At 58.5% G+C, this 25,439-nt stretch carries 17 protein-coding genes; 13 read left to right on the top strand and 4 right to left on the bottom strand.

What is annotated here, in order from left to right; all coding sequences use genetic code 11:
- Positions 1–16: 16 nt before the first annotated feature.
- The 4 genes from AAF739_06895 (at position 17) to AAF739_06880 (ending at position 5,766) form a co-directional block, all read left to right on the top strand.
- Positions 17–1,189, top strand: coding sequence for an AI-2E family transporter (locus tag AAF739_06895; GenBank protein MEM6382382.1), 1,173 nt, complete (start codon positions 17–19; stop codon positions 1,187–1,189).
- Positions 1,186–1,884: a hypothetical protein gene (locus AAF739_06890; GenBank protein ID MEM6382381.1), complete on the top strand. Its 699-nt coding sequence runs from the start codon at positions 1,186–1,188 to the stop codon at positions 1,882–1,884. Before AAF739_06895 ends, AAF739_06890 begins: the two co-directional genes overlap by 4 nt.
- A gap of 140 nt (positions 1,885–2,024) precedes the next feature.
- The gene (locus AAF739_06885) at positions 2,025–4,211 is read left to right on the top strand and encodes an RNA degradosome polyphosphate kinase (protein ID MEM6382380.1); all 2,187 of its coding nucleotides are present in this window, start codon (positions 2,025–2,027) and stop codon (positions 4,209–4,211) included.
- A gap of 7 nt (positions 4,212–4,218) precedes the next feature.
- A complete protein-coding gene (locus AAF739_06880) occupies positions 4,219–5,766 on the top strand; it encodes a Ppx/GppA phosphatase family protein (GenBank protein ID MEM6382379.1) in 1,548 nt (515 codons plus the stop codon).
- 35 nt (positions 5,767–5,801) lie between these two features.
- Here AAF739_06880 and rnd read toward each other — a convergent pair whose 3' ends face one another.
- The gene (gene rnd / locus AAF739_06875; GenBank protein MEM6382378.1) at positions 5,802–6,965 is read right to left on the bottom strand and encodes a ribonuclease D; all 1,164 of its coding nucleotides are present in this window, start codon (positions 6,963–6,965) and stop codon (positions 5,802–5,804) included.
- A 213-nt stretch (positions 6,966–7,178) separates the two neighbouring features.
- Here rnd and aspS point away from each other — a divergent pair, with 213 nt between their 5' ends.
- On the top strand, positions 7,179–8,981 hold the full coding sequence (gene aspS / locus AAF739_06870) for an aspartate--tRNA ligase (protein MEM6382377.1): 1,803 nt from the start codon (positions 7,179–7,181) through the stop codon (positions 8,979–8,981).
- Here aspS and AAF739_06865 read toward each other — a convergent pair whose 3' ends face one another.
- Complete coding sequence (locus AAF739_06865) at positions 8,982–9,878, bottom strand: PfkB family carbohydrate kinase (protein MEM6382376.1); 897 nt, start codon at positions 9,876–9,878, stop codon at positions 8,982–8,984.
- A 221-nt stretch (positions 9,879–10,099) separates the two neighbouring features.
- Between AAF739_06865 and AAF739_06860 the strand changes: the two genes are divergently transcribed.
- From AAF739_06860 to AAF739_06850, 3 genes are all read left to right on the top strand, one after another.
- Positions 10,100–11,707, top strand: a complete 1,608-nt coding sequence (locus AAF739_06860; GenBank protein ID MEM6382375.1) for an EAL domain-containing protein — start codon at positions 10,100–10,102, stop codon at positions 11,705–11,707.
- 84 nt (positions 11,708–11,791) lie between these two features.
- Positions 11,792–12,175, top strand: a complete 384-nt coding sequence (locus tag AAF739_06855; protein ID MEM6382374.1) for a CidA/LrgA family protein — start codon at positions 11,792–11,794, stop codon at positions 12,173–12,175.
- Positions 12,168–12,893 carry an LrgB family protein gene (locus tag AAF739_06850; protein ID MEM6382373.1) on the top strand — a complete coding sequence of 242 codons (726 nt, stop codon included), beginning with the start codon at positions 12,168–12,170 and terminating at the stop codon, positions 12,891–12,893. The genes AAF739_06855 and AAF739_06850 overlap by 8 nt, the downstream gene beginning before the upstream one ends.
- Here the strand turns inward: AAF739_06850 and AAF739_06845 are convergent.
- Positions 12,890–15,208: an NADP-dependent malic enzyme gene (locus AAF739_06845; GenBank protein MEM6382372.1), complete on the bottom strand. Its 2,319-nt coding sequence runs from the start codon at positions 15,206–15,208 to the stop codon at positions 12,890–12,892. The two genes, AAF739_06850 and AAF739_06845, sit on opposite strands and share 4 nt — an antisense overlap.
- A 223-nt stretch (positions 15,209–15,431) precedes the next feature.
- On the opposite strand from AAF739_06845, the gene thrC reads away from it, so the two are divergent.
- The 4 genes from thrC (at position 15,432) to AAF739_06825 (ending at position 22,500) form a co-directional block, all read left to right on the top strand.
- Positions 15,432–16,850 carry a threonine synthase gene (gene thrC, locus AAF739_06840; GenBank protein ID MEM6382371.1) on the top strand — a complete coding sequence of 473 codons (1,419 nt, stop codon included), beginning with the start codon at positions 15,432–15,434 and terminating at the stop codon, positions 16,848–16,850.
- Positions 16,851–16,869: 19 nt separating this feature from the next.
- A complete protein-coding gene (locus tag AAF739_06835) occupies positions 16,870–18,108 on the top strand; it encodes a pitrilysin family protein (protein ID MEM6382370.1) in 1,239 nt (412 codons plus the stop codon).
- 100 nt (positions 18,109–18,208) lie between these two features.
- Entirely contained in the window at positions 18,209–18,721 is a 513-nt protein-coding gene (locus AAF739_06830) for a GNAT family protein (GenBank protein ID MEM6382369.1), read from the top strand.
- A gap of 221 nt (positions 18,722–18,942) precedes the next feature.
- Positions 18,943–22,500: an EAL domain-containing protein gene (locus AAF739_06825; GenBank protein ID MEM6382368.1), complete on the top strand. Its 3,558-nt coding sequence runs from the start codon at positions 18,943–18,945 to the stop codon at positions 22,498–22,500.
- Between the two features lie 188 nt (positions 22,501–22,688).
- Here AAF739_06825 and phaC read toward each other — a convergent pair whose 3' ends face one another.
- On the bottom strand, positions 22,689–24,566 hold the full coding sequence (gene phaC, locus AAF739_06820; GenBank protein ID MEM6382367.1) for a class I poly(R)-hydroxyalkanoic acid synthase: 1,878 nt from the start codon (positions 24,564–24,566) through the stop codon (positions 22,689–22,691).
- Between the two features lie 199 nt (positions 24,567–24,765).
- Here phaC and AAF739_06815 point away from each other — a divergent pair, with 199 nt between their 5' ends.
- Positions 24,766–24,972 carry a hypothetical protein gene (locus AAF739_06815; GenBank protein MEM6382366.1) on the top strand — a complete coding sequence of 69 codons (207 nt, stop codon included), beginning with the start codon at positions 24,766–24,768 and terminating at the stop codon, positions 24,970–24,972.
- Positions 24,973–25,439: the final 467 nt, after the last annotated feature.

The following is a 25,439-nucleotide window of genomic DNA, read 5'->3' as shown; positions in this document are numbered from 1 at the left end:
AGGTTTGACTTCGCCGATGACCCTTCAACGCCAAGCTCTGTTTTGGGCCCTTGCCGCGCTTATCCTAATTGTCTTCATCTACGTTTTTCGGGGGGTCTTACTTCCGTTCATAGCAGGAATGGCAATCGCCTATCTGCTTGACCCGGCAGCCGACTGGTTTGAGCGTCGAGGTTTCTCGAGACTGATGGCGACGCTGACCATCACCGCTATTGCTATCTTCATCGTTGCGCTTGCTTTGGTTTTGATTGTGCCGTTGCTGGTCGAGCAGCTTATAGGCCTGCTTCAGGCGCTCCGGCCCTACATTCCCGAGACACTCAGGACCGTCTTTGGGCTCGCCGACGAGGACTATCAGGCGATCAACGCGATTCTGACGCCGAGTTCTGAAGCTGACCTTGCCGCGCGTAGTGCGTTGCTACCCGCCGAGTGGAGTTTCGACGGTATCGTCACCTGGCTTGGAACGATCAATTTTGACTTGGTGCGCAGCTTTTTTGAAGCAAACGCAGGCACGATGGCAGCGCTCGCGGGCCGTATTTTAGATCAAGGCGCGGCCGTTGTGGGGCTGATGTCGACCTTGGTGATCACCCCGATCGTCGCCATCTATATGCTCTACGACTGGGATAATCTTGTAGCGCGGGTTGATGCCCTGTTGCCCCGCGACCACGCTGATACGATCCGCGACTTGATGACGAAGATTGATGGGGTCATGTCGGGGTTCATCCGCGGACAGTTCATCCTCGCGCTCATATTGGGCACTTTCTATGCCATCGCGCTTTCCGCCGTTGGCCTCAACTTTGGCCTTTTGATCGGGATCGCGTCCGGTGTTCTGAGCTTTATACCTTACATCGGCTCCGTCACCGGCTTTGTTAGTGCCGTTGGCGTCGCACTTGTTCAATTCTGGACTGAGCCACTGTGGATTGTGGCCGTGGCGGGAATTTTTGTGTTCGGACAATTTGTTGAAGGCAACTTTCTACAGCCGAAAATTGTCGGTGATGCTGTTGGCCTGCATCCGGTTGTTTTGTTCTTTGCGATGCTCGCTTTTGGATCGCTGTACGGCTTTGTCGGCCTGTTGATCGCTGTTCCCGCTGCGGCGTCCATCGGTGTGCTGACCCGCTTTGCGGTCGCCCGCTACAAAAAGAGCGTCTATTTCAGCGGCGCAGCGGGCGACAGCTCGGCGGAAACCGAAGCGTGAGCCGATCGATGGATCAGGCCAGCGTTCAGCAGCTCCCCCTCGATCTACCGTCCGAGCCATCCTATGCGGCCGAGGACTATATTGCAGGGGAGGCGAACGCTGATGCCAGGCTCATGGTCGCCGAACTGCAGTGGCCGACGTCTGTCGCTACGGTTATTGGCGAGCCCGGTAGTGGTAAGACCCATCTCGCGCATGTTGCGATGGCTGAGCTTGGATCCGCACTCTGGCTTGATCCCGATCAGTCCGGCGTGCCCGATCTTTCTCAGAGACCGGCCGTCATGATTATCGACGGTCTGGAACAATGGTTCGGTGTTGATGAAGACAGGGTTTTCCACGCTCTGGAGGCTGCACGAGCCGCCCAGATACCGGTGCTGGTGACAGCTCGGGAAAAGCCTGAAAGCGCCCCCATCAAGAGACCAGACACGCTCTCGCGCTTGCGTGCTGGCGTAAGAGCAGAGATTGATGCCCCTGATGATCGATTGTTTACCGCGATTGCGATCAAACTGTTTAGCGATCGGCAATTGATGGTCGATCCTGATATAGCTTCTTACCTGTTCGTTCGAATGGAGCGGTCCTATGCGACCTTGAGCCGATTGGTTTCGCTCATTGACGCGCAATCGTTGGCCGCTGGTAGATCGATTACCAAGGCGTTGGCGCGCGATGTGCTGGTCCAACTGGACATGTCAAATGCGTGACAAACAGGCTGGCTAGGTTTCGACGAGCGGTTCGCGATACGGTTGAGGTCGCTGCTAGAGGAGTAAACGGGGAAATGTCGGTCGGAGAGCAAATCGCGAGCATCACATCCGACGGTCAAGCCGGCTTGGACGACCAGCCCATGTTCGATCATCTCATGGCGTCGCCCGAACGCTTTATCAACCGTGAGCTTTCGTGGTTAGGCTTCAACCTGCGCGTGCTTGAAGAAGCCGACAATGCCAATCACCCGCTTCTTGAGCGTTTGCGGTTTCTTTCGATCTCTGCCAACAACCTTGACGAGTTTTTCATGGTGCGTGTGGCCGGACTTGTCGGCCAAGTCCGCGAGGGCATCACAAAACGCTCTGACGATGGCCTGACCCCCGCTGAGCAGCTCACAGCCATTGGCGAGGAGGTCGCGTCTCTTGCGAGGCTCCAACAGGAGCAATTCACGCGGCTTCGCTCACTTTTGGCTGAGGAGCGTATTCAAATCGTCGATCGACATGAATTGGATGAGCGCGAGCGCGATTGGCTGGACGGATATTTTCTCAGCCACGTGTTCCCAGTTCTGACGCCTTTGGCCGTCGATCCGGCGCACCCCTTCCCATTCATTCCCAATCTGGGATTTTCTATCGCCCTGCAGTTGGTACGAGAGCAAGATCAGGGCGCGCGTACTCTCGCATCAGATACAAGCGCCGCGATGGCGAAAAACAAATCGATGACTGCCCTTATCCGCGTGCCGCTTAAAAGCGCTCGGTTCGTGGCGCTGCCACGCTTTGACGAGGGAAGTAAGGTTCACCGGACCATCATGCTTGAGCAGGTGGTGCAGATGTTTATCCACCGCCTTTTCCCAGGCTACACGGTTACAGGAACCGGCACGTTCCGCGTTATCAGAGATAGCGATCTTGAGATCGAAGAGGAGGCTGAGGACCTGGTGCGCCTCTTCGAAAGTGCGCTGAAAAGGCGTCGGCGAGGGTCCGTGATCCGCCTCGAAATCGATGCACAGACGCCATCTTCGCTCATGAACCTTGTCGCTGACGAGCTGGAAGTGGACCGTTCGGCAGTATTCCCTGTCGAAGGCGCGTTGGCACTGAACGAACTGTCCGAACTGGTCGATATCGATCGCGATGACCTTAAGTTCACGCCGCATTCGCCCCGCTTTCCTGAACGGATCCGCGAACATGGCGGCGACTGTTTTGCGGCCATCCGGCAGAAGGACCTGGTTGTTCACCACCCCTATGAGAGCTTCGATGCGGTCGTTCAGTTCCTCAGGCAGGCTGCAGCCGACCCGCAAGTCGTTGCGATCAAGCAGACCCTTTATAGAACGTCGAACAATTCGCCGATCGTCAAAGCGTTGATAGAGGCCGCTGAAGCGGGCAAATCCGTCACCGCGCTCGTTGAGCTGAAGGCGCGCTTCGATGAGGAGGCCAACATTCGTTGGGCTCGTGACCTCGAGCGGGCTGGGGTCCAAGTCGTTTTTGGTTTCCTTGAACTCAAAACCCACGCCAAACTGTCATTGGTCGTAAGGCAAGAGGCGGGGCAGCTCCTTAGCCTTTGCCACATTGGTACTGGCAACTATCACCCCATCACCGCTCGCATCTACACCGACTTGTCGTTCTTCACGGCTGACCAGCAAATCGCACGGGATGTTGCGCGAATTTTCAATTTCATCACGGGCTACGCCGAGCCTGCCGAACTCGAACGGATGGTCGTCTCACCGACCAAGATGCGGTCGCGCCTGCTTGAGCATATCCGCTCAGAGATTGATCATGCGCGCGCCGGCCGGCCCGCTTCAATCTGGCTGAAAATGAACTCACTGGTCGACGCGCAATTGATTGATGCGCTTTACGAAGCCAGCCAAGCGGGGGTTAGCGTCAGCCTCATCATCCGCGGCATCTGCTGCTTGCGACCTGGTGTACCTGGACTGTCGGACAACATTGAAGTGAAGTCGATCGTTGGCCGGTTTCTTGAGCATTCACGCATCGCCTGTTTCGGCAACGGTTCGGGTCTGCCCTCGCCAGAAGCAATCATTTACATCGGCTCTGCCGACCTGATGCCACGCAACCTCGATCGGCGGGTCGAAGCGATGGTACCCATCCACAATGAAACCGTCCACACGCAGATACTCGACCAAATCATGGTTGCAAGTCTTAAAGACAACCAGCAAAGCTGGGAGTTGCTGGCGGATGGCCGGCACAAGCGGATCGTGCCCGCCCGCGGCGAAGAACCGTTTAATGCCCATCGTTATTTCATGACCAATCCTAGTCTGTCCGGCCGTGGAAAATCCCTTCAAACGCACAAGCCCAGATCGTTCACCCGACGCGAAAGCTGACGGTTTTTTGCAACCGCTCGCCGAGGCAGGGCAGGGCAGGCTGCATGGGTTTGGGCCAGTCGCAGTGATCGACATCGGCTCGAATTCGGTTCGCCTGGTTGCTTATGAACGACTGTCTCGTGCACTGACCCCGCTGTACAATGAGAAGGTGTTGTGTGGCTTGGGAAAGGGCCTTGCCAAGACCGGAGAGATGTCAGCTGAGGCGCTGGAACTGGCGTTAGCCACGCTGGCGCGGTTCCGTCATCTTTGCGATCAGATGGATGTGCGGCGCTTGAAGGTGATCGCTACCGCTGCTGTTCGGGAGGCCGCAAACGGCGATGCCTTCATTGCCAGTGCGCAAGCAATTCTGAATGTCGAGTTGACGATCTTGTCAGGTATGCAGGAAGCCCGAGCGGCAGCGCTCGGTGTCCAGGCCGGTTTCCATCAGCCCGATGGGTACGTTGGTGACCTTGGTGGCGGAAGCCTGGAACTGGTGCGCATTGACCCTGGCGGTATCGGCGCGGGCGTATCGCATAAGCTGGGCGTTATCAGAATGCTTGAGGAATCCGACGGCGATCCCAAGCAGGCGATGAAGATCGCAAAGAAGATGCTGACAGAGGACGAGGTGGCACCGGGCATAGAGGGTCAAACCCTCTACCTGGTCGGCGGAACCTGGCGGAACCTCGCCAAGCTCCACATGGCAGTGTCCGGATACCCTCTCTCAGTCATGCACGGTTATTCAGTGGACGCGCAGACCTATAGCGCATTTTGCGAGGATGTTGTCCGCGAAAATTACGCGGACGACGCCGCCATGGACTCCGTTTCGCGTAGTCGGAAGGCCTTGCTTCCCTATGGTGCGGCCATCCTGCTTGCTCTTTTTGCTGTGAGCACACCTAAGCAAGTTACTTTATCCGCTTTGGGTGTTCGCGAAGGTCTCCTTTATCGGGACCTTGCTCCGCACGAGCGCAATCGCGACCCATTGCTTGATGCCGCGAACGAGCTTGCGATCTTGCGGTCACGGTCGCCGGCGCACGCACACGAGCTTGCCGAGTGGACGGGCCGAGCATTTTCCAGCTTGGGTTTCGATGAAGACGAAGGTGAGGCGCGCTTAAGGACGGCTGCGTGTTTACTGGCTGACATAGGCTGGCGAGCCCACACTGACTATCGTGGAACACAGAGCCACAACATCATTGCCCACGGTGCCTTCAGCGGGATCGATCATGCAGGCAGGCTCTTTCTGGCTATGGCCAATTATTATCGTTATGAAGGGCTATCCGAAGGCCAGATGGACGAGCAGTTTAAAGCCATAACCCCGAAACGTCTGCGGGAGCGTGCCCGCCTTTTGGGCGCCTTGCTGCGCGTCGCTTATGCTCTGACGGCGAGCATGGCGGGCGTATTACCGGCAACGCGTATCGCTCCACTGGCTGGCGGCGAGGTGACATTGGTCCTGCCGCCCAAGCTCCAAGCCTTGCGAGGGGAGCGCTTGATCAAGCGTCTCAATGCGCTTTCTAGAATAGTTGGAGCCCCGGGCGCGACGATCATCGTTGATGACGTTGGACAGGCCAGAACGGCTTGAGCCTCCGGGACCTGGACAAAGGAAAAGCGACCACCTTAGCCGACGGTTTCCTTCATCGGAACCAGAACGGCCGATTTCCCACGGACGCCAACCGCCATTTCCCCACTGCGAACCGCAAGAGCCAGTTCGCCAAACAGCTGCCTTCGCCATCCTGTCATCGCTTTGACGTCGCAGTCGCCGTGAATGGCGATGGCTTCCAGCTCATCGGCGCTGGCGATAATCCGCGGTGCGACACCTTCCTGCTCAGCCACCAGTTTCAACGCCACCTTCAAGAGATCCGTCAATGCGGGGGAAGTCTCTGGATTTCGCTTCTGCCGAGGAAGCTTGGGCAAATCGTCCGGTTTGATCGAAGCGACCTTTTTCATTGCAGTGATCAGCGATTTCGCAATGGGCTGTTTGTCGAAACCACGCGGCACAGCACGCAAGCGCGTCAGCGCTTCAAGTGATTGCGGACGCTGCTGTGCGAGTTCGTAGACAGCGTCATCCTTTAAAATGCGCCGTCGCGGAACGTCGCGCTCCTGTGCGATCTGCTCCCGCCACTTCGCGGCGGCCTTCAAAGCAGCAAACTCGATTGGCTTGCGGGCACGTAGCTTCAATCGTTCCCACGCCCGGTCAGGGTCAACACTGTACGTTTGAGGGTCGATGAGCACCGCCAGTTCTTCTTGCACCCAGCTTTCGCGCTGTTTCTTCTCCAAAATCGACTTCAGGTGCAGATAGACCTGGCGCAAATGCGTTACGTCAGCTGCTGCATAGGCAAGCTGCCCTTCATTCAGCGGCCGGCGGGACCAATCTGTGAATCGATTGGATTTGTCTATCGAGGCGCCGATCGTTTGGCGTACGATCTGATCATAGCCGACTTGGTCCCCGTAGCCGCAGACCATGGCCGCAATCTGCGTATCGAAAATGGGAGCCGGTATCATCCCAGTGAGGTAATTGAAAATCTCGATATCTTGCCGGCCAGCGTGGAAGACTTTCAAAACGTTCGTGTCTGCCAACAAGGCAAAAAGTGGTTCAAGATCGATTGCGTCGGCGAGCGGATCAATTAACGCATGCTCATGCGCCCCCGCGACTTGTACGAGGCACAGCTGGGGCCAGAACGTGCTCTCGCGAAGAAACTCGGTATCGATTGTGATGAAAGGTTCCCGCGCCAAACGCGTACAGAGCGCGGCAAGCGATTGGGAGTCGCTCAGTAAGTTCATGGTGTCCTCGCACCGCTGTACTGGCGAGTTTCGAATGGCTGCGCAAGTGGAAAGCTCTTAATGCGGTCGCTATTTCCATGCGCCGAACCGGCGATGGTTGACGGGTAAGCGCTATCGACGCTAAGCCGCGCATCGTCGCGGGCAGCTATCAAACCGCCACATCTTTCATCCAATTAGAGGTTCGGTATGTCCACCATGCCGAAAAAAGCTTCGATGCATCGCTATCGCTCGCACACTTGTGGCGACCTTCGCCGTGACCAAGTCGGCCACACCGTCCGTCTGTCTGGCTGGGTCCATCGTGTCCGCGACCATGGTGGCGTTCTGTTTATCGATCTGCGCGACCACTACGGCATGACGCAGATCGTCATTGACCCCGATTCCCCTGCCTTTGGCTTGGCGGAAACGGTTCGCTCTGAATGGTGCTTGCGGCTTGATGGTAAGGTAAAAGAGCGCACGCCAGAGACCGTCAATGAGGCATTACCGACCGGCGCTGTCGAGGTTTTTGCAACTGAGATCGAAGTGCTTGGTGCGGCAGATGAGCTGCCCTTGCCAGTATTTGGCGAGCCCGAATACCCCGAAGATACGCGGCTGCGTTACCGGTTTTTGGACTTACGGCGAGAGACGTTGCACGCTAACATCATGACGCGGACCAAGGTGATCGCGGACATGCGCGAACGGATGGCGGCTGCCGGGTTTACCGAATTCCAGACGCCGATACTAACCGCATCGAGCCCGGAAGGCGCCCGCGACTTCCTGGTTCCCAGCCGCATCCATCACGGCCAGTTTTACGCGCTGCCGCAAGCGCCTCAACAGTACAAGCAACTTCTTATGGTTGCCGGCTTTGACCGCTATTTTCAGATCGCCCCGTGTTTCCGGGACGAAGACCCGCGCGCAGATCGCTTGCCCGGCGAGTTTTATCAACTCGACCTGGAAATGAGTTTTGTGACCCAAGAAGACGTTTGGGAGACAATGGAGCCGGTCCTCAGACAGGTTTTCGAAGCGTTCGCGGACGCAAAGCCCGTATCGCAGAACTTCCGGCGTATTCCCTACGCCGATGCGATCCGCTTGTACGGGTCGGACAAACCTGACCTGCGCAACCCAATTGAGATGCAGGATGTGTCCGAACCCTTCCGGGGCTCAGGCTTCAAGATTTTTGCGCGTATGCTTGAAGACGACGCAAACGCAGTCTGGGCAATTCCTGCTAAAACCGGCGGAAGCCGCGCGTTTTGCGACCGCATGAACTCTTGGGCGCAGGCTCAGGGGCAGCCCGGTTTGGGCTATATTTTCTGGCGGGCCGAGGGTGAGGCTGTTGAAGGTGCTGGGCCGCTTGCAAAGAATATCGGTCCGGAGCGCACGGAAGCCATCCGAGCGCAACTCGGCCTCCAAGCGGGCGATGCAGCATTTTTCGTGGCCGGTTCCCCCAAGCAGTTTGCTAGCTTTGCAGGCGATGCGCGGACGCAGGTCGGCAGCGAGCTAGGCCTTGTTGATGAGGATCGCTTCGAGCTTTGCTGGATTGTCGATTTCCCGTTCTACGAGTGGGATGAGGAAAACAAGCGGGTCGACTTCTCGCACAACCCGTTTTCCATGCCGCAGGGCGGTCTTGATGGTCTGAATGCGGCGATCGAGGGCGGCAACGACGCGCTTCTCGACCTCAAGGCGTACCAGTACGATCTCGTCTGCAACGGCTATGAGATCGCTTCGGGCTCGATCCGAAATCAGATACCTGAATTGATGGTCAAGGCTTTCGAGGTTACCGGAAAGACGGCAGCCGAGGTCGAAGATCAATTTGGCGGGCTTTACCGCGCCTTCCAGTACGGGGCACCGCCACACGGCGGCATGGCCGCGGGTGTGGATCGGATCGTCATGCTTCTATGTGGTGCGAAGTCGGTTCGCGAAGTTGCGTTGTTCCCGATGAACCAGCAAGCCGCAGACATCCTGATGGGCGCGCCCGCGCCCGCGAGCGCCGCTCAGCTGCAAGAATTGAACTTGCGGATCAATCCGCCGCCCGCAAGCTGATCAAACCGATACACGCTCAAATTCCCGGCGCACCGCTTCAATATCGGCGTGCGTCGGGACGGAGTGCTCATTGCCCAGATGCTGGATGGCATGGGCCGATGCACCGCGCGCAAAGCGAAAATGCTCGGTCCAAGTGCGGCTGTGAAACTGCAGCATGGAAACGATGTAGGCACCATGGAAGATGTCGCCGGCGCCGTTGGTATCTACCACGCGATCCGCTGGTACTGGCAGCGCGTTCATATGCTGGATCGAGCCGTCCTGCGCGTAATAAACGACCCCCTCTGATCCCATGGTCACCGCGCCAACCCGGCATCCATAGGTTTTGAGCTTTTCAAGTGCGTCGCGGGGCTCAAGCCCCCAAGTATCGCAAAACGCTTCGGAGATGACCGCGACGTCGATATACCTCAGAAGCTCATCTGTGTTCTTACGGACCGCACCGCCATCCAGCGAGGTCGCGATGCCTCGCTCACGGCAGGCCTTTGCGTAATGCAGCGCGGCGTCGCCCTGGTGTCCATCGACATGCAAAATTTTGCAGCCATCGAGATTGAGGTTCGGAAACGGGTGCAGGTAATGGTCGTCGCGGCAACGGACGATGGCGCGTTTTCCATCCTTGGGAATAACGAACGACAGAGACGCCTCAGAGACCTTGCGTTCATGAATGCGGACGCCTGAAGATCGCGCCATCTCTCGGAACATGAGCGACAACCAATCGTCGGCGGAGGTGCACAGCAGATCAGGTTTGACACCAAGTTTTGCCGCCGCGAACGCCGCCGTCACGGCATTTCCGCCGTAAGAAACAGCGTAGTCCTGTGCGATGGTTTTGTCGTCGCCCTCAGGAAGGCTGTCAGCTATGAAGGTCACATCGATATAGGCGTGCCCGATGAACAGCGCTTCCATCTATTCCTCTTTCGGATTGTTGCCGATCGCGATTTGCATGCCATTTAACGCCCCCGTCGGCAAGCATTTGGCGGCGTCCAGGGGCTTGGCTGTTGGTGACAATCGGTTAGGCTTTGGTTTGTTGGCAAACCATCTGGAGCCAACTGTGCGTTTTGATCCTGCGTTCACCCTTGGTTAGCTATCCGCTGCCAGATATGTTGCTGATCTTCAGAGGGTCATCATTGAAAGTTCGTCTGAGACTTTTAGGCTTCTTTGTAGGCAGTTGCCTCGTTGCACTGCTTTTGGCCGCGCTGACGAATTTGGCCATCGAACGCTATGCGTCGACTTCCGCGAGCCGCGCACTCGACGCCCACATTGCTGATGCCGCTGTTCGGCTGGAGCGATCGCTCGCCGGCGTCTACGGAGACATCGCCAACATTGCTGCGTCGAGCGATGGGTGTACTGGCAATACCGGCAACACCCTGACGGCTTCGGTTATCTCCAATCCCATGATTGCAATGACAGCCTTTCTGGGCACGGTCGGACAGGTGGCATGCGCATCTCCTCAGGGGGAGGTTGCGCCTTTCCAGTTTCTCCAGCCCTTGCAATCCATGCAGCGCCCTGGATTTTCGGCAGCACCCGTTCTGTTGACCACCAACGACGTGCGTGGACTTTTGATTGCACTGCGGCGCGATGAGCAGCGGATCGCAGCCTTTGTGCCTCTCGACGCTATTCGCCAGGCTTTGGCGGCGTATAACCCGCTTGCGGTGGCGAGCATTTCGTTTCTGGGAACCGTTCTAGAAGACGAAGGGACATCGCAGGCCGACCGATTGGCCGGTTCCGCAGGTAACGGTTCCCAGCTCCATACGATCGAGATCGAAGGCCTTGAGGTTGTGATCAGGGCCGATCCGGGTCCAGCACAGGCGTTGTTTGGGCCGCTGAAAGTCTGGGCGACCATCGGCATGCTAGGACTTGGTGCATTGCTGGTGCTGTTTGCTGGACGCGTTATCGAATCCACGCCCAGGGCGGTCAGCGTAATCGAGCGTGCCATGCTTCGCGGAGAATTCGTGCCCTACTACCAGCCAACGTTCGATGTCGAAACAGGTCGCCTCATTGGTTCTGAAATGCTTGTGCGCTGGCGCAAACCCGATGGTGAACTGGTGTCCCCCGGTGCGTTCATCGACACCGCTGAGCGCAGTGGGCTTGCAGTCCCGATAACGCGGATGCTGATGCAAACGATGGCGTTGGATCTTGGCCAGGCCTATGGCATGCGCCCACAGCTGAAAGTCGCTATCAATCTGTTCAATCAACACTTCAAATCGATGGATATCGTTGAAGAAGTCGAGCAATTGTTTGGGCCTACGCCCATCGGTTTTGAGCAGCTGGTTTTCGAGGTTACCGAACGGACGCCTTTGGATGATCTCACCAAAGCGAAGTCGGTGGTCGGTGGGCTGCAGGCGCTGGGTTGCCGCGTAGCTCTCGATGACGCTGGCACAGGCCACGGCGGGCTGGCCTACCTGCAACAGTTGGGGCTCGACATGGTGAAGATCGACAAGATGTTCATCGATCAGATCGGCCAAGGCGGAGCGGGTGAATCCATCGCGCACACCTTGACCGATCTTGCCGGCCAGCTCGGGATGGCAATTGTAGCAGAGGGCGTTGAATCAGCGGAACAACTTGCGCACTTGCGGCGCGCTGGAATCCGGGAAGCTCAAGGCTTCCTGTTTGCACCAGCCTTGCCAGCGTCGCGATATTTGAAGCTAATCGAGACGCTTCTGCCGCTTGCTGATCGGGCTGAAATGGAAGCCAGCGTAAAGTCAGGACGCGTTGCCCATGCTGATGCCGCCTGACGCGCCTCTGGTTCCATTGGTCCACCCACCAGCCTACACAGTGCAGGTGCGCAATGACCTGTCAGAGCGCATGGCTTTTCGGTCGTGATTGCAGCAATTGCGCTCATACTGGGCATGCAGCTGCTCGGGGAAGGCGCTGCGCGCCTGTTCAACCTGGGCGTGCCTGGGCCCGTTATCGGTTTGGTCTTGCTGGCCTGTTTGCTGGCGCTCTCGGCGGGGTTGCGTGAAATTGTCAGGCCCGTTGCGTCCACGTTGCTCGTGCACCTGTCCCTCCTGTTCGTTCCTGCGGCAGTCGGGCTGGTTCAACATCTGGGTGTGTTCGCCGATCATCTTTGGCCGCTCTTGATTGCCCTTGGACTATCCACCTTGCTGACCCTGGTTGTCACAGCCACCGCGTTCATCGTTGTTGCGCGAATGATGGGGCCCGGCGGCACCCCAAACCCCGATGGGCAGAACAGCGATGGATGACGTCGTTCCCGATCTGCTTGAGCTTTGGGTCTTTCTCGAAGCAACTCCGCTCCTTTGGCTCACGCTCACCGTGGTCGCCTACGCCATTGCGGACGGGGCCTCCAAGGCGCTCAACCGCCACCCGCTCGCCAATCCGGTGATTGTTGCCGCTGGCCTGGTCGCGGTGGTGTTGGTTGCGTCTTCCACGCCGTACGCGACTTACTTCTCGGGTGCCCAGTTTGTGCATTTTTTGCTTGGACCCGCGACGGTCGCGCTGGCCATGCCGCTCGTGGACAATTGGCCTGAGGTCAAACGCTATGCCGTGCCTGTGATCGTCGCGCTCGCAGCGGGTGCCGTAACGGCTGTCGCTTCGGTGGTCGGTATCGCGCTGGCTTTTGGCCTTGATGGCGAGCTTCTTTGGTCCCTTGTGCCGAAATCAGTCACAACTCCGATTGCGATGGGCATCGCGGTTGAGTTTGGCGGAATCGCGTCACTGACCGCTGTTTTTGTCATCATGACCGGTATCTTGGGAGCCGTGATGGTCACGCCGCTGATGAACCTCATGCGGATCGAAAACATGGCCGCGCGTGGCTTTGCCGCGGGGGTTGCCGCGCACGGCATCGGAACGGCGCGCGCTTTTCAGGTCAGCCCAGTCGCAGGTTTGTTTGCGGGAATCGCGATGGCGCTCAACGGCTTACTTACAGCGCTGCTGGTTCCGTTGATCGCGGCAAGCCTCTAGCCTTGGCTATCTTCTCTGTTTTGGGCGTCGACACAGGCCAGAGCGGTCATGTTGACCACGCCGCGAGAGGTAACTGAAGGCGTCAGAACATGGGCGGGCTTTGCCGGTCCGATCAGGATCGGGCCAACATGTAATGCCTCTCCCAGAACCTTGGTCATGTTCAACGCGATGTTGGCCGCATCAAGCGAGGGCATAACCAAGAGGTTGGCCTCACCACTCAAATGGCTGTCCGGCATCACGCGATCACGCAGCACCTGGCTGAGGGCAACATCAGCATGCATTTCGCCGTCACACTCAAAGTCGATGCCGCCGTCCTGCAGGATTTGAAAGGCCTTGCGCATTTTTAGCGCCGATGACGTTGGGCGGGAGCCAAAATTCGAGTGCGAAACCAAGGCCACTTTCGGCTCGATGCCGAAGCGGCGAATATGATGGGCAGCGCGGATTGTTGTTTCGGCGACCTCTTCTGCGGTTGGGTCGTAACTGACGTAGGTGTCAGTGAGAAAGTAGCCGCCCTTATCCATAATAAGCAGCGAAAGCGTCGAATAGTCCGACACGCCGTCGAGCAGCCCCAGAATGTCCCGTATTCGGGAAAAGTGGCCCGAAAAGCCGCCTTGGAGTCCGCAGATGAGGGCATCTGCGTCCCCCAGCTTCACCGCGATCGCGCCGATCACGGTTGTGTCGGTGCGCACGATTGTCCGTGCCGCGTCGGGGGTCACGCCAGAGCGGCCGACAACCTCAAAATAGGCGTCAACGTAGCTTCTGTAACGTGGATCGTCTTCCGGGTTGATGACCTCGCAGTCTTGCCCGGGTTTGAGCTTGAGCCCGAAACGTTTCGCGCGATCGGCGAGCACTGCCGGTCGTCCTATGAGAATGGGGACGGCGATCCGGTCTTCGAGTGCAACCTGAGCAGCACGCAAGGCGCGTTCATCCTCGCCTTCGGCATAGATGATCCGCTTCGGGTCGGCTTTGGCCTGCGCGATCACAGGCTTCATGATCAGGCCGGAACGGAACACGAAGCGGTTCAACTGATCGAGATAGCCTTCGAAATCGTCGATCGGGTTGTTGGCAACACCGGATTGCATCGCCGCCCGTGCGACCGCGGGCGCTATCCTCAAGATGAGCCTGTTGTCGAAAGGAGAGGGGATAAGAAAATCGGGGCCGAACACCATAGACTGGCCGCCATAGGCGCGTGCAGCAACCTCAGAGGGTTCCTCCCGCGCAAGCGCCGCGATCGCCTCGACAGCCGCCAACTTCATTTCGGTGTTGATGGTGCGCGCGCCTACATCTAACGCGCCACGGAAGATGTAGGGGAAGCATAAAACGTTGTTGACCTGGTTGGGATAGTCTGACCGTCCGGTGCAGATGATCGCATCTTGGCGAACCGCCCGAGCCTCATCGGGGTGGATCTCCGGATTTGGATTGGCAAGCGCCATGATCAAAGGCGAGGGGCCCATTTTTGCGACCATTTCGGGTTTCAGAACGCCACCGGCTGACAGTCCCAAAAAGATGTCAGCCCCCTCAATGACGTCACTGAGGGTTCTGTGATCGGTCGCTTGTGCATAGCGATCCTTGTACGGGTCCATGAGGGTTTCGCGACCCTGATAGACACACCCCTCAAGGTCGGTGATCCAGATATTCTCTCTTGGTAAGCCAGCCTGCTCCAGCAGACCTAGGCACGCCAGCGCTGCCGCGCCAGCACCCGCAGTGACGAGCTTGATGGACTTTATGTCCTTGCCAGAAAGCTCAAGTGCGTTGCGTACGGCGGCCGTCACGATGATCGCTGTCCCGTGCTGATCATCATGGAACACTGGAATGTCCATGCGCTGCTTGAGCGCTTCCTCGATCACGAAGCACTCTGGAGCCTTGATATCTTCAAGGTTGATCCCGCCAAAGGTTGGCTCCAGCGCAGCGACGGTTTCGATGAACGCATCCGCGTCAGTCTGATCGACCTCAATATCGAACACGTCGATCCCTGCGAACTTTTTGAACAGGACCGCCTTGCCTTCCATCACCGGCTTCGACGCCAAGGCCCCGATCGCCCCAAGTCCCAGAACCGCGGTTCCATTAGAGATTACCCCGACGAGGTTCGAGCGTGCGGTATATTTGGCGGCTGCCAGCGGCTCCTTTTCGATCTCAAGACACGGAGCCGCCACGCCCGGCGAATACGCCAGGGCAAGGTCGCGCTGGTTGCCGAGCGGTTTTGTGGCTGTAACCTGCAGTTTCCCAGGTCGTGGATACTGATGGAAAAACAGGGCCGCTTCAGAAAGCTGATCGCGCGCCTTCTGCGCCGTACCGGCCCGTTCTTCTCTGTCGATTGGCGTATCTTCATCCACGGCAGCGCCCCCCAAAAACAAACGCCAAAACGATTCCCAGGTCGCGACCCTAAGCCCATTGTCCGGGCGCGTCATCGTCAGCGTGGATCAACTTTTGGTGGCGGGCCGCAAAGCGGAGACAAAAGCGCCGCAACCGTTGCCGCTGGACGACCAAGCAGTGCTGGCGTAACACGAGCGCATTCTGACACGCTAAGCGAGACCAAACGTGCGCTACCATTCCACCCGTGGCGGTTCGTCCGGCCTTTCGTTTGCCGATGCGCTGCTTGCCGGCCTTGCACCCGACGGCGGGCTGTACGTCCCCGACGCGTTGCCTGAGCTGTCTCAACAGCAGATCCGCGCGTTTCGTGGTAAATCCTACGCCGATGTCGCGTTCGAAGTGATTGAGCCGTTTGTCGGTGGGACCATCGATCAACAGTCACTGAAAGTCATTATAGACGGCGCCTACGAGACCTTCCGCCATAAGGCAGTCGCGCCGCTCGTTCAGCTCGATAAGACCCATTTTGTCCTTGAGCTTTTCCATGGCCGCACCCTGGCCTTCAAAGACGTGGCGATGCAATTCCTGGCGCGCGCCATGGATCATGTTCTGGCCGAGCGCGATGCCCGTGCCACGATCGTTGGTGCAACGTCCGGCGACACAGGCGGGGCCGCGATCGACGCCTTCTTGGGTCGCGAGCGGACGGATATGTTCATTCTGTACCCCGATGGCCGCGTCTCGGACGTGCAGCGCAGGCAGATGACCACAAGCGCGTCCGACAATGTGCACGCTTTGGCGGTTGATGGGACTTTTGACGATTGCCAGCGCATCGTGAAAACGATGTTTACGCATGAGAGGTTTCGCGATCAGGTTTCCCTGTCAGGCGTGAACTCGATCAATTGGGCGCGGATTGTGGCGCAGATCGTCTACTACTTCACCTCCGCTGCAGCGCTCGGCGCGCCTGACCGACCCGTCAGCTTTTGTGTTCCAACGGGTAACTTTGGGGACATTCTCGCGGGCTGGGTCGCCAAGAAAATGGGCCTACCGATCGATCGGCTGATCATCGCGACGAACGCCAACGATATTCTGGCTCGTACCCTTGAGACCGGCCGGTACGAGGCAAGTGGTGTTCTGGCGACCAGTTCGCCGTCGATGGATATTGAGGTCTCCTCGAACTTTGAACGGCTGCTGTACAATGCACTTGGCAGAGATTCGAAGGCCATCTCCGACCTTATGGCCAGCCTCAAGCAATCCGGGGCGTTCACTTTGTCCAGCACGGCACGTTCGATCATTCGCGCAGAGTTTTCGGCTCAGCGTGCGGATGAGACAGCCGTGGACACGGCGATGCACGACACCCTCAAGAACTGCGGTTACCTGCTCGATCCGCACACAGCTGTTGGCGTGCATGTAGCTGGAGCGATAGAGCGGGAGGAGGCGCTTGACCCAGCGGTTCCGATCATCACCCTAGCCACCGCTCATCCGGCTAAGTTCCCCGCTGCCGTTCGTCACGCAACAGGCCAAGCGCCGCAGTTGCCCGAGCATCTTTCGGATTTGATGGACCGCGACGAGAAGATGCGGCGGTTGCCAAACGATCAGGCTGCTGTCGAAGCTTTCGTCCTCGACCACGCGCGGATCAGCCAACCCGCCTGAGACAAAGAGTGGGCAGACTGTGGATACCGTCAGCACCCTTCCGTCAGGTTTGCGCCTGGTAACGCACCATCAGCCGGCTGCGGAGACGATATCCATCGGTCTGTTCATCGATGCCGGTACGCGCGACGAGCGCGCGGGCGAGGAAGGCCTTGCCCATTTTCTTGAACATATGGCGTTCAAGGGAACCCATCGGCGCAGCGCGTTTCAAACCGTTGCCGAGATCGAAGCATTGGGTGGAGACATCAATGCCGAGACCAGCCATGAAACCACGACATATTCCGTCCGCATGCTCGCTGACGATTGGCGCACGGGGCTGGATGTTCTGCTCGATATCGCCACTGCACCGCGTTTCGATGCCAGCGATATCGCGCTTGAAAAGGATGTTGTCTGCCAGGAAATCGCGGGAAGCCTCGATGTGCCCGACGACCGGGTTGGCGACGGTATCGGCATGGCGGCATTCGCCGGTCAGGCGCTGGGACAGCCGATATTGGGAGATGATGAAACGGTTTCTGCTCTCACTGCTGATCGCTTGAGCGGCTTTCGGGCACGACGGTATGCTTCGGCTGTTTCCATTGTGTCCGTGGCAGGTCCAATCGAGCATGCTGAGATTGAGCGGGCGCTGGTTGGTGCAGCTCCCTCGTTTCCAGCACATGGCGTTGAGCCGCGCGCGGCAGCGCATTTCACCACGGGTCGGTTCGTTGAAGCCCGTGACAGTTTCGACACACATCTGGCCCTCGCATGGGAAGCGCCGGCCTACGCTGCTGAGGATGCCATTGCCCACGCCCTGGCCATCCAGATTCTGGGTGGCGGCATGACGTCGCGCCTGTTCCAAGCGGTGCGGGAGGAAGCTGGTCTTGCATACACAATCGACGCCTACCCGCTCATCTATGCGGATTGCGGCTTGGGCGTTGTACAGACCGCCACTGGCGCGCATCAAGTTGGGGAAGTCAAACAGCGGATTGTCGACGAGATCAGAAGGCTGGCGGATGACATGAGTGAGCACGAGCTGCAGAACGCAAAGCGTCAGTTTCGCGCATCGCTCGCCATGTCGGCAGAAAGCCTCAGCGGGCTGGCTGCGCGAAACGCGCGCCAACTGTCTGTTCTGGGTGCCCTGCGTAGCCGTGCTACGCTTGAAGAGATGATCGAAAACGCATCTCTATCGCGCGTGCGCGACTGTTGGACCCGCGTAGCAAGCGATATGAGGCTTGCTCACTCTGCCGTCGGTCCTTCACAAGCGCTTGACCTTTGGTTGGATTAGGTGAAGTTGTTGCGGCCACAAAAAACTCGCCCCAGCCGTGACCCTCTTTAAGTCCCTTTCGCCATCAAGCTCACCGGTTTTTGAGACGGAGCGATGCCTCGTGCGTGCTCCCGAGGAGACCGACTTCTCGGAATGGGCGGAGTTACGCAATCAGTCGAAGGCCTTTCTGCAGCCCTTCGAACCGCGTTGGCCACTTGATGAGCTGACCAGACCTTCGTTTCGCCGCCGACTACGACGTTATGCACAGGACTCGCGCGATCGCACAGGTTACGCTTTCTTCGTTTTCGGGCCGGACAACCGCCCACTCATGGGTGGCCTGACGGTTTCCAATATTCGATACGGGGTCAGCCAATCGTGCGCACTCGGTTACTGGATGGGAGCGCCCTACGCCCGGCTGGGGTATATGAGCGAAGTTTTGCCAGCCCTGTTTCCGTTTCTGTTTGGCGAACTGGGCCTGCACCGTGTCGAGGCAGCCTGCCTGCCGCACAATGAGCCCTCCCGGCGCTTGCTTGAGGGCGCTGGCTTTCGGTCCGAGGGTATTGCGCGCGGATATCTGAAAATTGATGGGCGCTGGCAGGACCATCGTCTTTTCGCCAAGATTGCCGGCGATTGAGCCGTTCGCCAGCGGCGGCCAAGCGAGATGACAGCTTGCACCTTCACCGCATGAAATAAGCTATTTGATAGCCCTTCATCGGCTAGCTGCGCGCTTGTGCTAACTGTTTGGAAACGCTACGCAGGAATTTCGCCCGATGATGGCAAGGTGCCGGCCTTGCTATGCACTGTGTTGAGTGCGCCCGGGCGACGTGTGTTGTGTACCCCAAGGGGAGAGATCCGTTGCGCCGACTGTTCGCCTTACTGGTGACCATCGTTTGCTTGCTGGCCGCGCCAGCCGCTGCGCTTGAGGCGATCAATGTCCCTCTGGAGTCCGACGCTCTCGACCTAACCCGTGCCGTTGATCGCTTCGTCGATGTTGGCGATCGCATTCAGGTTTCCACCGCGCCCGGCCCCGACGGGATCGTACGCCGGATCGAAGTCCGATCGCGTGAGGACGGTAGCGCAGGGAACTGGGTGGTCTTTGCACTCTCCAATACATCCAATGAACAGGTCGATCGGTTGCTTGTAGCGCCACACTTTCGGCTCGCTGACAGTCGTATCATCTGGCCAGACCTGGGCGCCTCACGTCTGGTGACGATTTCGCCTAGCCAGGGACTTGCGCCCCAACGGCTGGAAAGCCAGGAAGCTGACGTTTTCCGGGTCACGCTCGATCCAGGCGCTGTGGTCACCTACGTTGCGGAAATGCGTACCGGAGGGCTGCCTCAGCTGATCCTTTGGGAGGAGGCAGCTTACCGCGATAGCGTGAATGCCACGACCTTGTACAAAGGGATTGTGCTTGGAATCGCTGGCCTTTTGGCGCTGTTTTTATCGATACTATTTATCGTCAAACGCTCTTTGATGTTCCCCGCCGTCGCTGCCGTGGCTTGGGCTGCACTGGCCTACCTCGCCATTGAGTTTGGCTTCTGGAACCAGATATTTGATCTGCAACCAGGCCAGGAACAGACATCGCGCGCAATCGCTGAAGTCTCGTTAGCGGCAACCCTTGTTTTTCTGGTTTACACCTATCTCGGCCTTGGCACGATCCACAGTGCCTTCTTCAAGGTAGGATTGGCCGCAACAGCCCTGTTCGTCTGCCTGATCGTTGTAGCGTTTTATGAGCCGCAGATCGCGGCCGGCATCGCCCGGCTTGGCTTGGGCGTGATCGGTTTGGGCGGGCTGATCGTGATCCTTCCCATGGCGGTCCACCGGTTTGATCGCGCTGTTCATTTGATCCCAAGCTGGATGGTCTTCCTATCCTGGTTGCTAGCTGCTTGGCTGGCCGTCACCGGTCAAATCGTCAACGATTTTGTTGCGCCGGCATTGGCCGGTGGGCTTGTATTGATCGTCCTGCTTTTGGGCTTCACGGTCATGCAGCACGCCTTTGCTGGCGGGTCTCTGTCCGAAGGCCTTGTATCGGATAGCGAACGCAAGTTGCTTGCGTTGGGGGGCTCGGGGGACCTGATCTGGGATTGGGATCTTGCGCGCGATCGGGTGTATTCCTCGCCCGCAACCGAAGACCTTCTCGGTCTTAAACGAGGTTCGCTCGCAGGTCCTTTCCTCGATTGGCTCAGCGCTATTCATCCCGGCGAGCGCGACCATTTCCGTCACGTTGTCGAGGCGGTCGTTGAAAATGCCCGCGGGCGCATTGACCAGACCTTGCGGATGCGCACCGAGGACGGTCACTTTCGCTGGTTCCGCTTGCGGGCCCGACCGGTGGTGGGTGAGGGCGACAAGGTCTTCCGGCTAATCGGCACAATGCTCGATGTCACCGACATGAAGACGACCCAGGAAAGGCTGTTGCGTGATGCGGTTCATGATAGTCTGACCGGGCTTCCGAACCGCGAACTTTTTGTCGATCGCGTCAACTTGGCGATGCAGCGCGCGCGTATGGAAAAGGTAGCCAAGCCCACCGTGATCATCGTCAATATCGATCACTTCGCCCAACATAATGCCGCCGTGGGGGTCAGCACCGCCGATTCCATTTTAACGATGGTTGCCCGACGGATCGATAAGTTCATCAAGCCGCACGATAGCTTATCGCGCATTGGTGCGGATCAGTTCGGTATCCTGCTGTTGTCGGAACAGGAGCCGACGGCAATCGCAAGGTTCACCGAGCAAGTCCGCCGCGCAATCCAAGCGCCGGTCGTTTTGGGCGACCAAGAGGTCAACCTCACAGCATCCATCGGTTTGGCTACTTTTGATCCTGCCGTTGATGACGCCGAAGACGTGCTAAAGTCTGCGGAAATCGCGATGGCGCATGCCAAGCGCCTCGGTGGCGATCGGTGCGAGGCGTTTCGTCATTCTCTGCGTGAGCATGGGCGCAGCCTTGTGGCTGTCGAAGCCGATCTGCGGCGAGCCCTGGAGCAAGATCAGCTGTCGGTGTACTACCAACCGATTGTCCGGTTGTCCGACGGAAAGCTGGCGGGTTTCGAAGCGCTGCTGCGATGGGACCATCCGCGTCATGGACGGATGGCGCCGGCTGAATTCGTGCCGATCGCCGAACGCTCGGGCTTGATCATTCCGGTCGGTCTGTTCGTCTTGGAGAGGGCGGCGCGCGATCTGAACTACTGGATGCGGATCGACCCCAACGCCGTCGAGCTTTTCACTTCAATCAATATCTCCTCACGGCAGCTTTTGCGGCACGATTTGCTCAATGATCTTCGGGCCATTCTGGCTCGCGCCGATCTGCCCGGCTCCGCGATCAAGCTCGAGTTGACCGAATCCCTGGTCATGGAAAATCCTGAATACGCCAAGCAAGTTTTGGCTCGTTGCCGCGAGTTGGGGATTGGTCTGTCGCTGGATGACTTCGGTACGGGCTACTCGTCGCTAAGCTATTTGCAGCGTTTCCCATTCGATACCATCAAAATTGACCAGAGCTTCGTCAAAGCGATGACGCCTGGTGAGCCCGCAGTTGTGCTAAGCGCGATTGTGGCGCTGGGCCACGATCTGGAAATGGACATTGTGGCCGAAGGCATTGAGGAGCAGGACATCGCTGAAGAGCTTGCTAAGCTTGGCTGCGAGTTTGGTCAGGGCTTTTTGTATGGGCATCCAATCCCAGCCTCAGGCGTTCCGGCCTTTATGACACGGTTTGAAACCGAACGTGCCGCCCGCGAACGAGCTGCTGCGGCCGCCGCCGCAGCTGCAGCAGCGGCAGTCAAAAGTGAAGAAGAGGCTAAACAGCGCGCCCTGGCGAGGGCAGAGGCCGAGAGGCGCGCCAAGGCGACCCAGAGCCAGCAGACCAATGCAGCCGCCCAACCAGCTCAAACGACCAACGCTGCAGGGCGATCACCTGTCGCTGTTAGTACGGCGGCACAAAAGTCCTCAACCACCTCCACACCGATCAGCGCTGCGCCCGCCAAGCCCGCCGTTGCGCCAGCGAATGGGGCCGCCCTAGCTGCGCGCCCGACCCTGATCAAGCCCGCGCCGCACTCTGATCGCGGGGAAAGCCGTGCGGGTACTGCATTACGGCAGCTGGTTCCGGTTCAAACCACATCACCGAGTGGTGCAACCGCATCGGCCGCTGCCCCGCGTCCGCCAACCCGCTCGGGCGATCCGGTAACTACTGCGAAGCCGCAATTGAGCGCGGCCGTATCACAGAGCGCACGAAACGCAGTGACAACGCCGAACGGCGCGGGTCAACCAACGACACCCACGCCCACGACCACGCCAAATTCATCGGCGAACGGTCAGCCAAAGCCCGCAGCAGCGCCCGGTTCTGTGGAACCTGCCAAGCTGCCTGTCACCGAAGCTGTTGTTCCGCTCGAGCCGAAACCAAAGGCTGCCGGCAGCGCGAATTAAGCCCGGCTTTCCATGGGTGATTCACAGGGTGGTTTTCCTCAGTCGCCGCACTGCAAGGCACGGACGACCGCAGCCCGCTTGGGATCAATACGACGCAGTACAGAAGCTGCTGTCGCGCGAAGCCGTGCTCAGTTCCCAGCTAAGCCGTGCTGATCAGCGCGCGCGTTACGCGGACGACGCTGACGACTTTAGGCCTTGGCCAACACGTAAGTGCCTGGCGCATCTCCCAGCGGCGGGTATTTTTTGCCACCAGGCTGGCGCGCGGGTACGCGGTCAGGTGCGAGCCCCTCAATCCAAACCTGCCAGTCAGGCCACCACGAGCCCGGCGTTTCGCTGGCCTGTTCGACCCAGTCCTCGTAGCGGCCGCGCGGCGGACCGGCGGTCCAAAACTGATATTTCTTCTTGTTGGGCGGGTTGATGACGCCAGCAATATGGCCTGATCCTGCGAGGACATAGCGAACGTCTCCACCGAAAAACTGCGAGCCGAGGAACACAGATTCCGGTGGTGCGATGTGGTCCTCGCGCGCTGCTAAATTGTAGATCGGCACGGTAACGTCGGCGAGGTCGAGCTTGACATCATCCAGGACCAACTTGCCCCTGCTCAGATTGTTTTCGAGGTAACAGTTGCGCAGGTAAAAAACATGGTTGGCCGCAGGCATCCGCGTTGAGTCGCTGTTCCAGTACAACAGGTCGAAGGGCATCGGGTTTTTGCCCTTGAGGTAGTTGTTGATGATGTAAGGCCAAATCAGATCGTTTGCGCGCAACATATTGAACGCAGACGACATTTTCTTGCCATCGAGGAAGCCCTTCTGGGCCATCTGACCCTCGAGAACCTTCAGCTGCTCCTCATCGACAAACACCTTGAGGTCGCCTGCATGCGTGAAATCGACCTGCGTTGTAAATAGGGTGGCTGAGGCGATCCGGTCATCATCTGTTGCTGCCATATAGGCGAGGGTGACCGATAGGAGCGTCCCCCCGACGCAGTAGCCGATGGTGTTGACTTGCCGTTCGCCGGTGATGGCGTGGACGACATCGCAAGCTTCCATGATGCCTTCGCGCATGTAGTGCTCGAAGCTTTTGCCCGCGTGGCGTTCATCTGGGTTGATCCACGAGATCACGAAGACGGTGTGCCCCTGTGCCACCGCCCATTTGATGAAGCTCTTCTGCTCGTTCAGGTCGAGGATGTAGAACTTGTTGATCCAGGGCGGAACGATAAGAAGCGGTCGCTTGAGCACTGTGTCGGTGGTTGGCGAGTACTGCAGCAGTTCGCACACGTCATTGCGATGCACCACCTTGCCAGGTGTCGTCGCCATGTTCTCGCCGACCTTGAACTGGCTTGTATCGGTCATCCTGACCTTCAGATCGCCTTGACCTTCGCGGATGTCCTCTGCGAGCATTTTCAAACCCCGAACAAGGTTTTCGCCGTTCGATGACAGCGTTTCCTTGATCAGCTCGGGATTGGTGCCCACGAAATTCGTTGGCGACAGCGCGCTTGCGATCTGGCGCATATAAAACTGGGCTTTGTGCCGTGTGTGGGGGTCCAGCTCAGCTGCTTCATCGACAAGGCCTTCGGCCCACTTCGAGAGCAGCAGATAGGCCTGCTTGACCGTGTCGAACAACTCGTTGCTTGACCAATCGGGGTCCTTGAAACGCCGATCTCCCGGTGAGGGCTCGACAACAGGCTTGGCAGGTTCACCGCTGAGCCGAGAGACCGAATGGGCCCATAGATCGAAAAAGCCGGTCCAAAGCCGGGTTTGAGCGTCAACCAACCTTTTCGGATCGGAGAGCCAATACTCGCTGACCTGGCTGAGCGTCTTGACCACTTCGCCCATCTCGTCGGCCTGCACCGGCCTGACGTTCCCGTCCTCGCGTGGCTTCAGGTAGGCGGCCCAAACCCTTCCGCTCTCTTCGACATATTTGCTGAGGTTCGCGGCAAAAGCATCGGGATCATTGATGCTGTAGTCGGTGAGGGGCCTTTCGGGTGGCGGGGGTGCCTTGGCCGTTGGTTTTGGGCTTGGCTGCGAGACGGGCTTTTCCGCTCTTTTGATCTCTGGTGCTGCCTTCATCTTCGGCGCGGGGGCTGGGCTCGGTTCGGGTTGCAGCTTCGCTGGTCTGGATTGAGCGCGACGCGCAGCCGGGGCCTTCTCGGCCTTTGGGGCGGCCGGCACTTTCCGACGCTTGTCTGCGGGCGGTTTGGTGCTTGCAGCCCTTTTCACGGGCGCCTTAACGGGCGCACTCGTTTTGGTCGCGGGTTGAGCAGCACGTTTGGCCGCTGCTTTTCGCACTGCTGGCGGCTTGCTTTCGCCAGCTTTGCTTGCGGCGGCCGTGCTGGTTGGCTTCGCCCGACTTTTTGCGGCTGAGGTCCTGGCGGTCGTCGCTCTTGTCGTGGGCGCTTTCCCTGCGCTTGGTCGTCTGCGTGCGGAGGGCGACTTTTGCCTCTCTACCGATTTCGTCGTTTCGGTTTTGCTCTGAGCCGCCGGTTTCCTTGCGGCGGCTCTCTTAGCCGGTGCTGCGTTTGCCGGTTTTTCAACCTTCGCCTTAGCCGTTTGTGATGGCTTGCGTTTGGCTTGCGCAGACGCTGCGGCGGGCTTCGCTGCCGCTTTGGGCTTTGTGGTGCGCCCAGATTTCGCCTGTGTCGTCTTTGCCGCTTGTTTTGCGATCGTTTTCTTGGCGGTCGCAGACGTTGTCGTCTTTTTGGTTGCCGGTGCTTTTGTTGCTTTTGGCTTCGGAGCGGCCTGCTTCGCCGAGGCTTTTGCTGCACTCACTTTTGTTGCGCTCACTTTTGTTGCCTTGGCCCGCTGTGCCGCTGTCGCTTTTGGCGTTTTTGTTACGGCAGCCTTGGCTTTGGCGGTGGCCTTGGTGGTGGCGCTTGCTTTTCCGTTGGCAGCGGCCTTCGCTTGGGCTGCTTTGGTTTTTGTGCCTGCAGCATTCGCGGTCGT

It is taken from the genome of Pseudomonadota bacterium (assembly GCA_039024915.1).
Taxonomy (GTDB): Bacteria; Pseudomonadota; Alphaproteobacteria; order Rhizobiales; family MH13; genus MH13.
Note: the sequence above shows the minus strand (reverse complement) of the source record. Positions and strands in the feature narration are given on the sequence as shown.

What these genes read in the sequence shown, in the direction of transcription:
- phaC (MEM6382367.1), bottom strand. Translation starts at nt 24,566, where the DNA reads ATGAAGGCAGCACCAGAGATCAAAAGAGCGGAAAAGCCCGTCTCGCAG.
- AAF739_06850 (MEM6382373.1), top strand. Translation starts at nt 12,168, where the DNA reads ATGGATGACGTCGTTCCCGATCTGCTTGAGCTTTGGGTCTTTCTCGAA.
- aspS (MEM6382377.1), top strand. Translation starts at nt 7,179, where the DNA reads ATGCATCGCTATCGCTCGCACACTTGTGGCGACCTTCGCCGTGACCAA.
- rnd (MEM6382378.1), bottom strand. Translation starts at nt 6,965, where the DNA reads ATGAACTTACTGAGCGACTCCCAATCGCTTGCCGCGCTCTGTACGCGT.
- AAF739_06895 (MEM6382382.1), top strand. Translation starts at nt 17, where the DNA reads ATGACCCTTCAACGCCAAGCTCTGTTTTGGGCCCTTGCCGCGCTTATC.
- AAF739_06885 (MEM6382380.1), top strand. Translation starts at nt 2,025, where the DNA reads ATGTTCGATCATCTCATGGCGTCGCCCGAACGCTTTATCAACCGTGAG.
- AAF739_06865 (MEM6382376.1), bottom strand. Translation starts at nt 9,878, where the DNA reads ATGGAAGCGCTGTTCATCGGGCACGCCTATATCGATGTGACCTTCATA.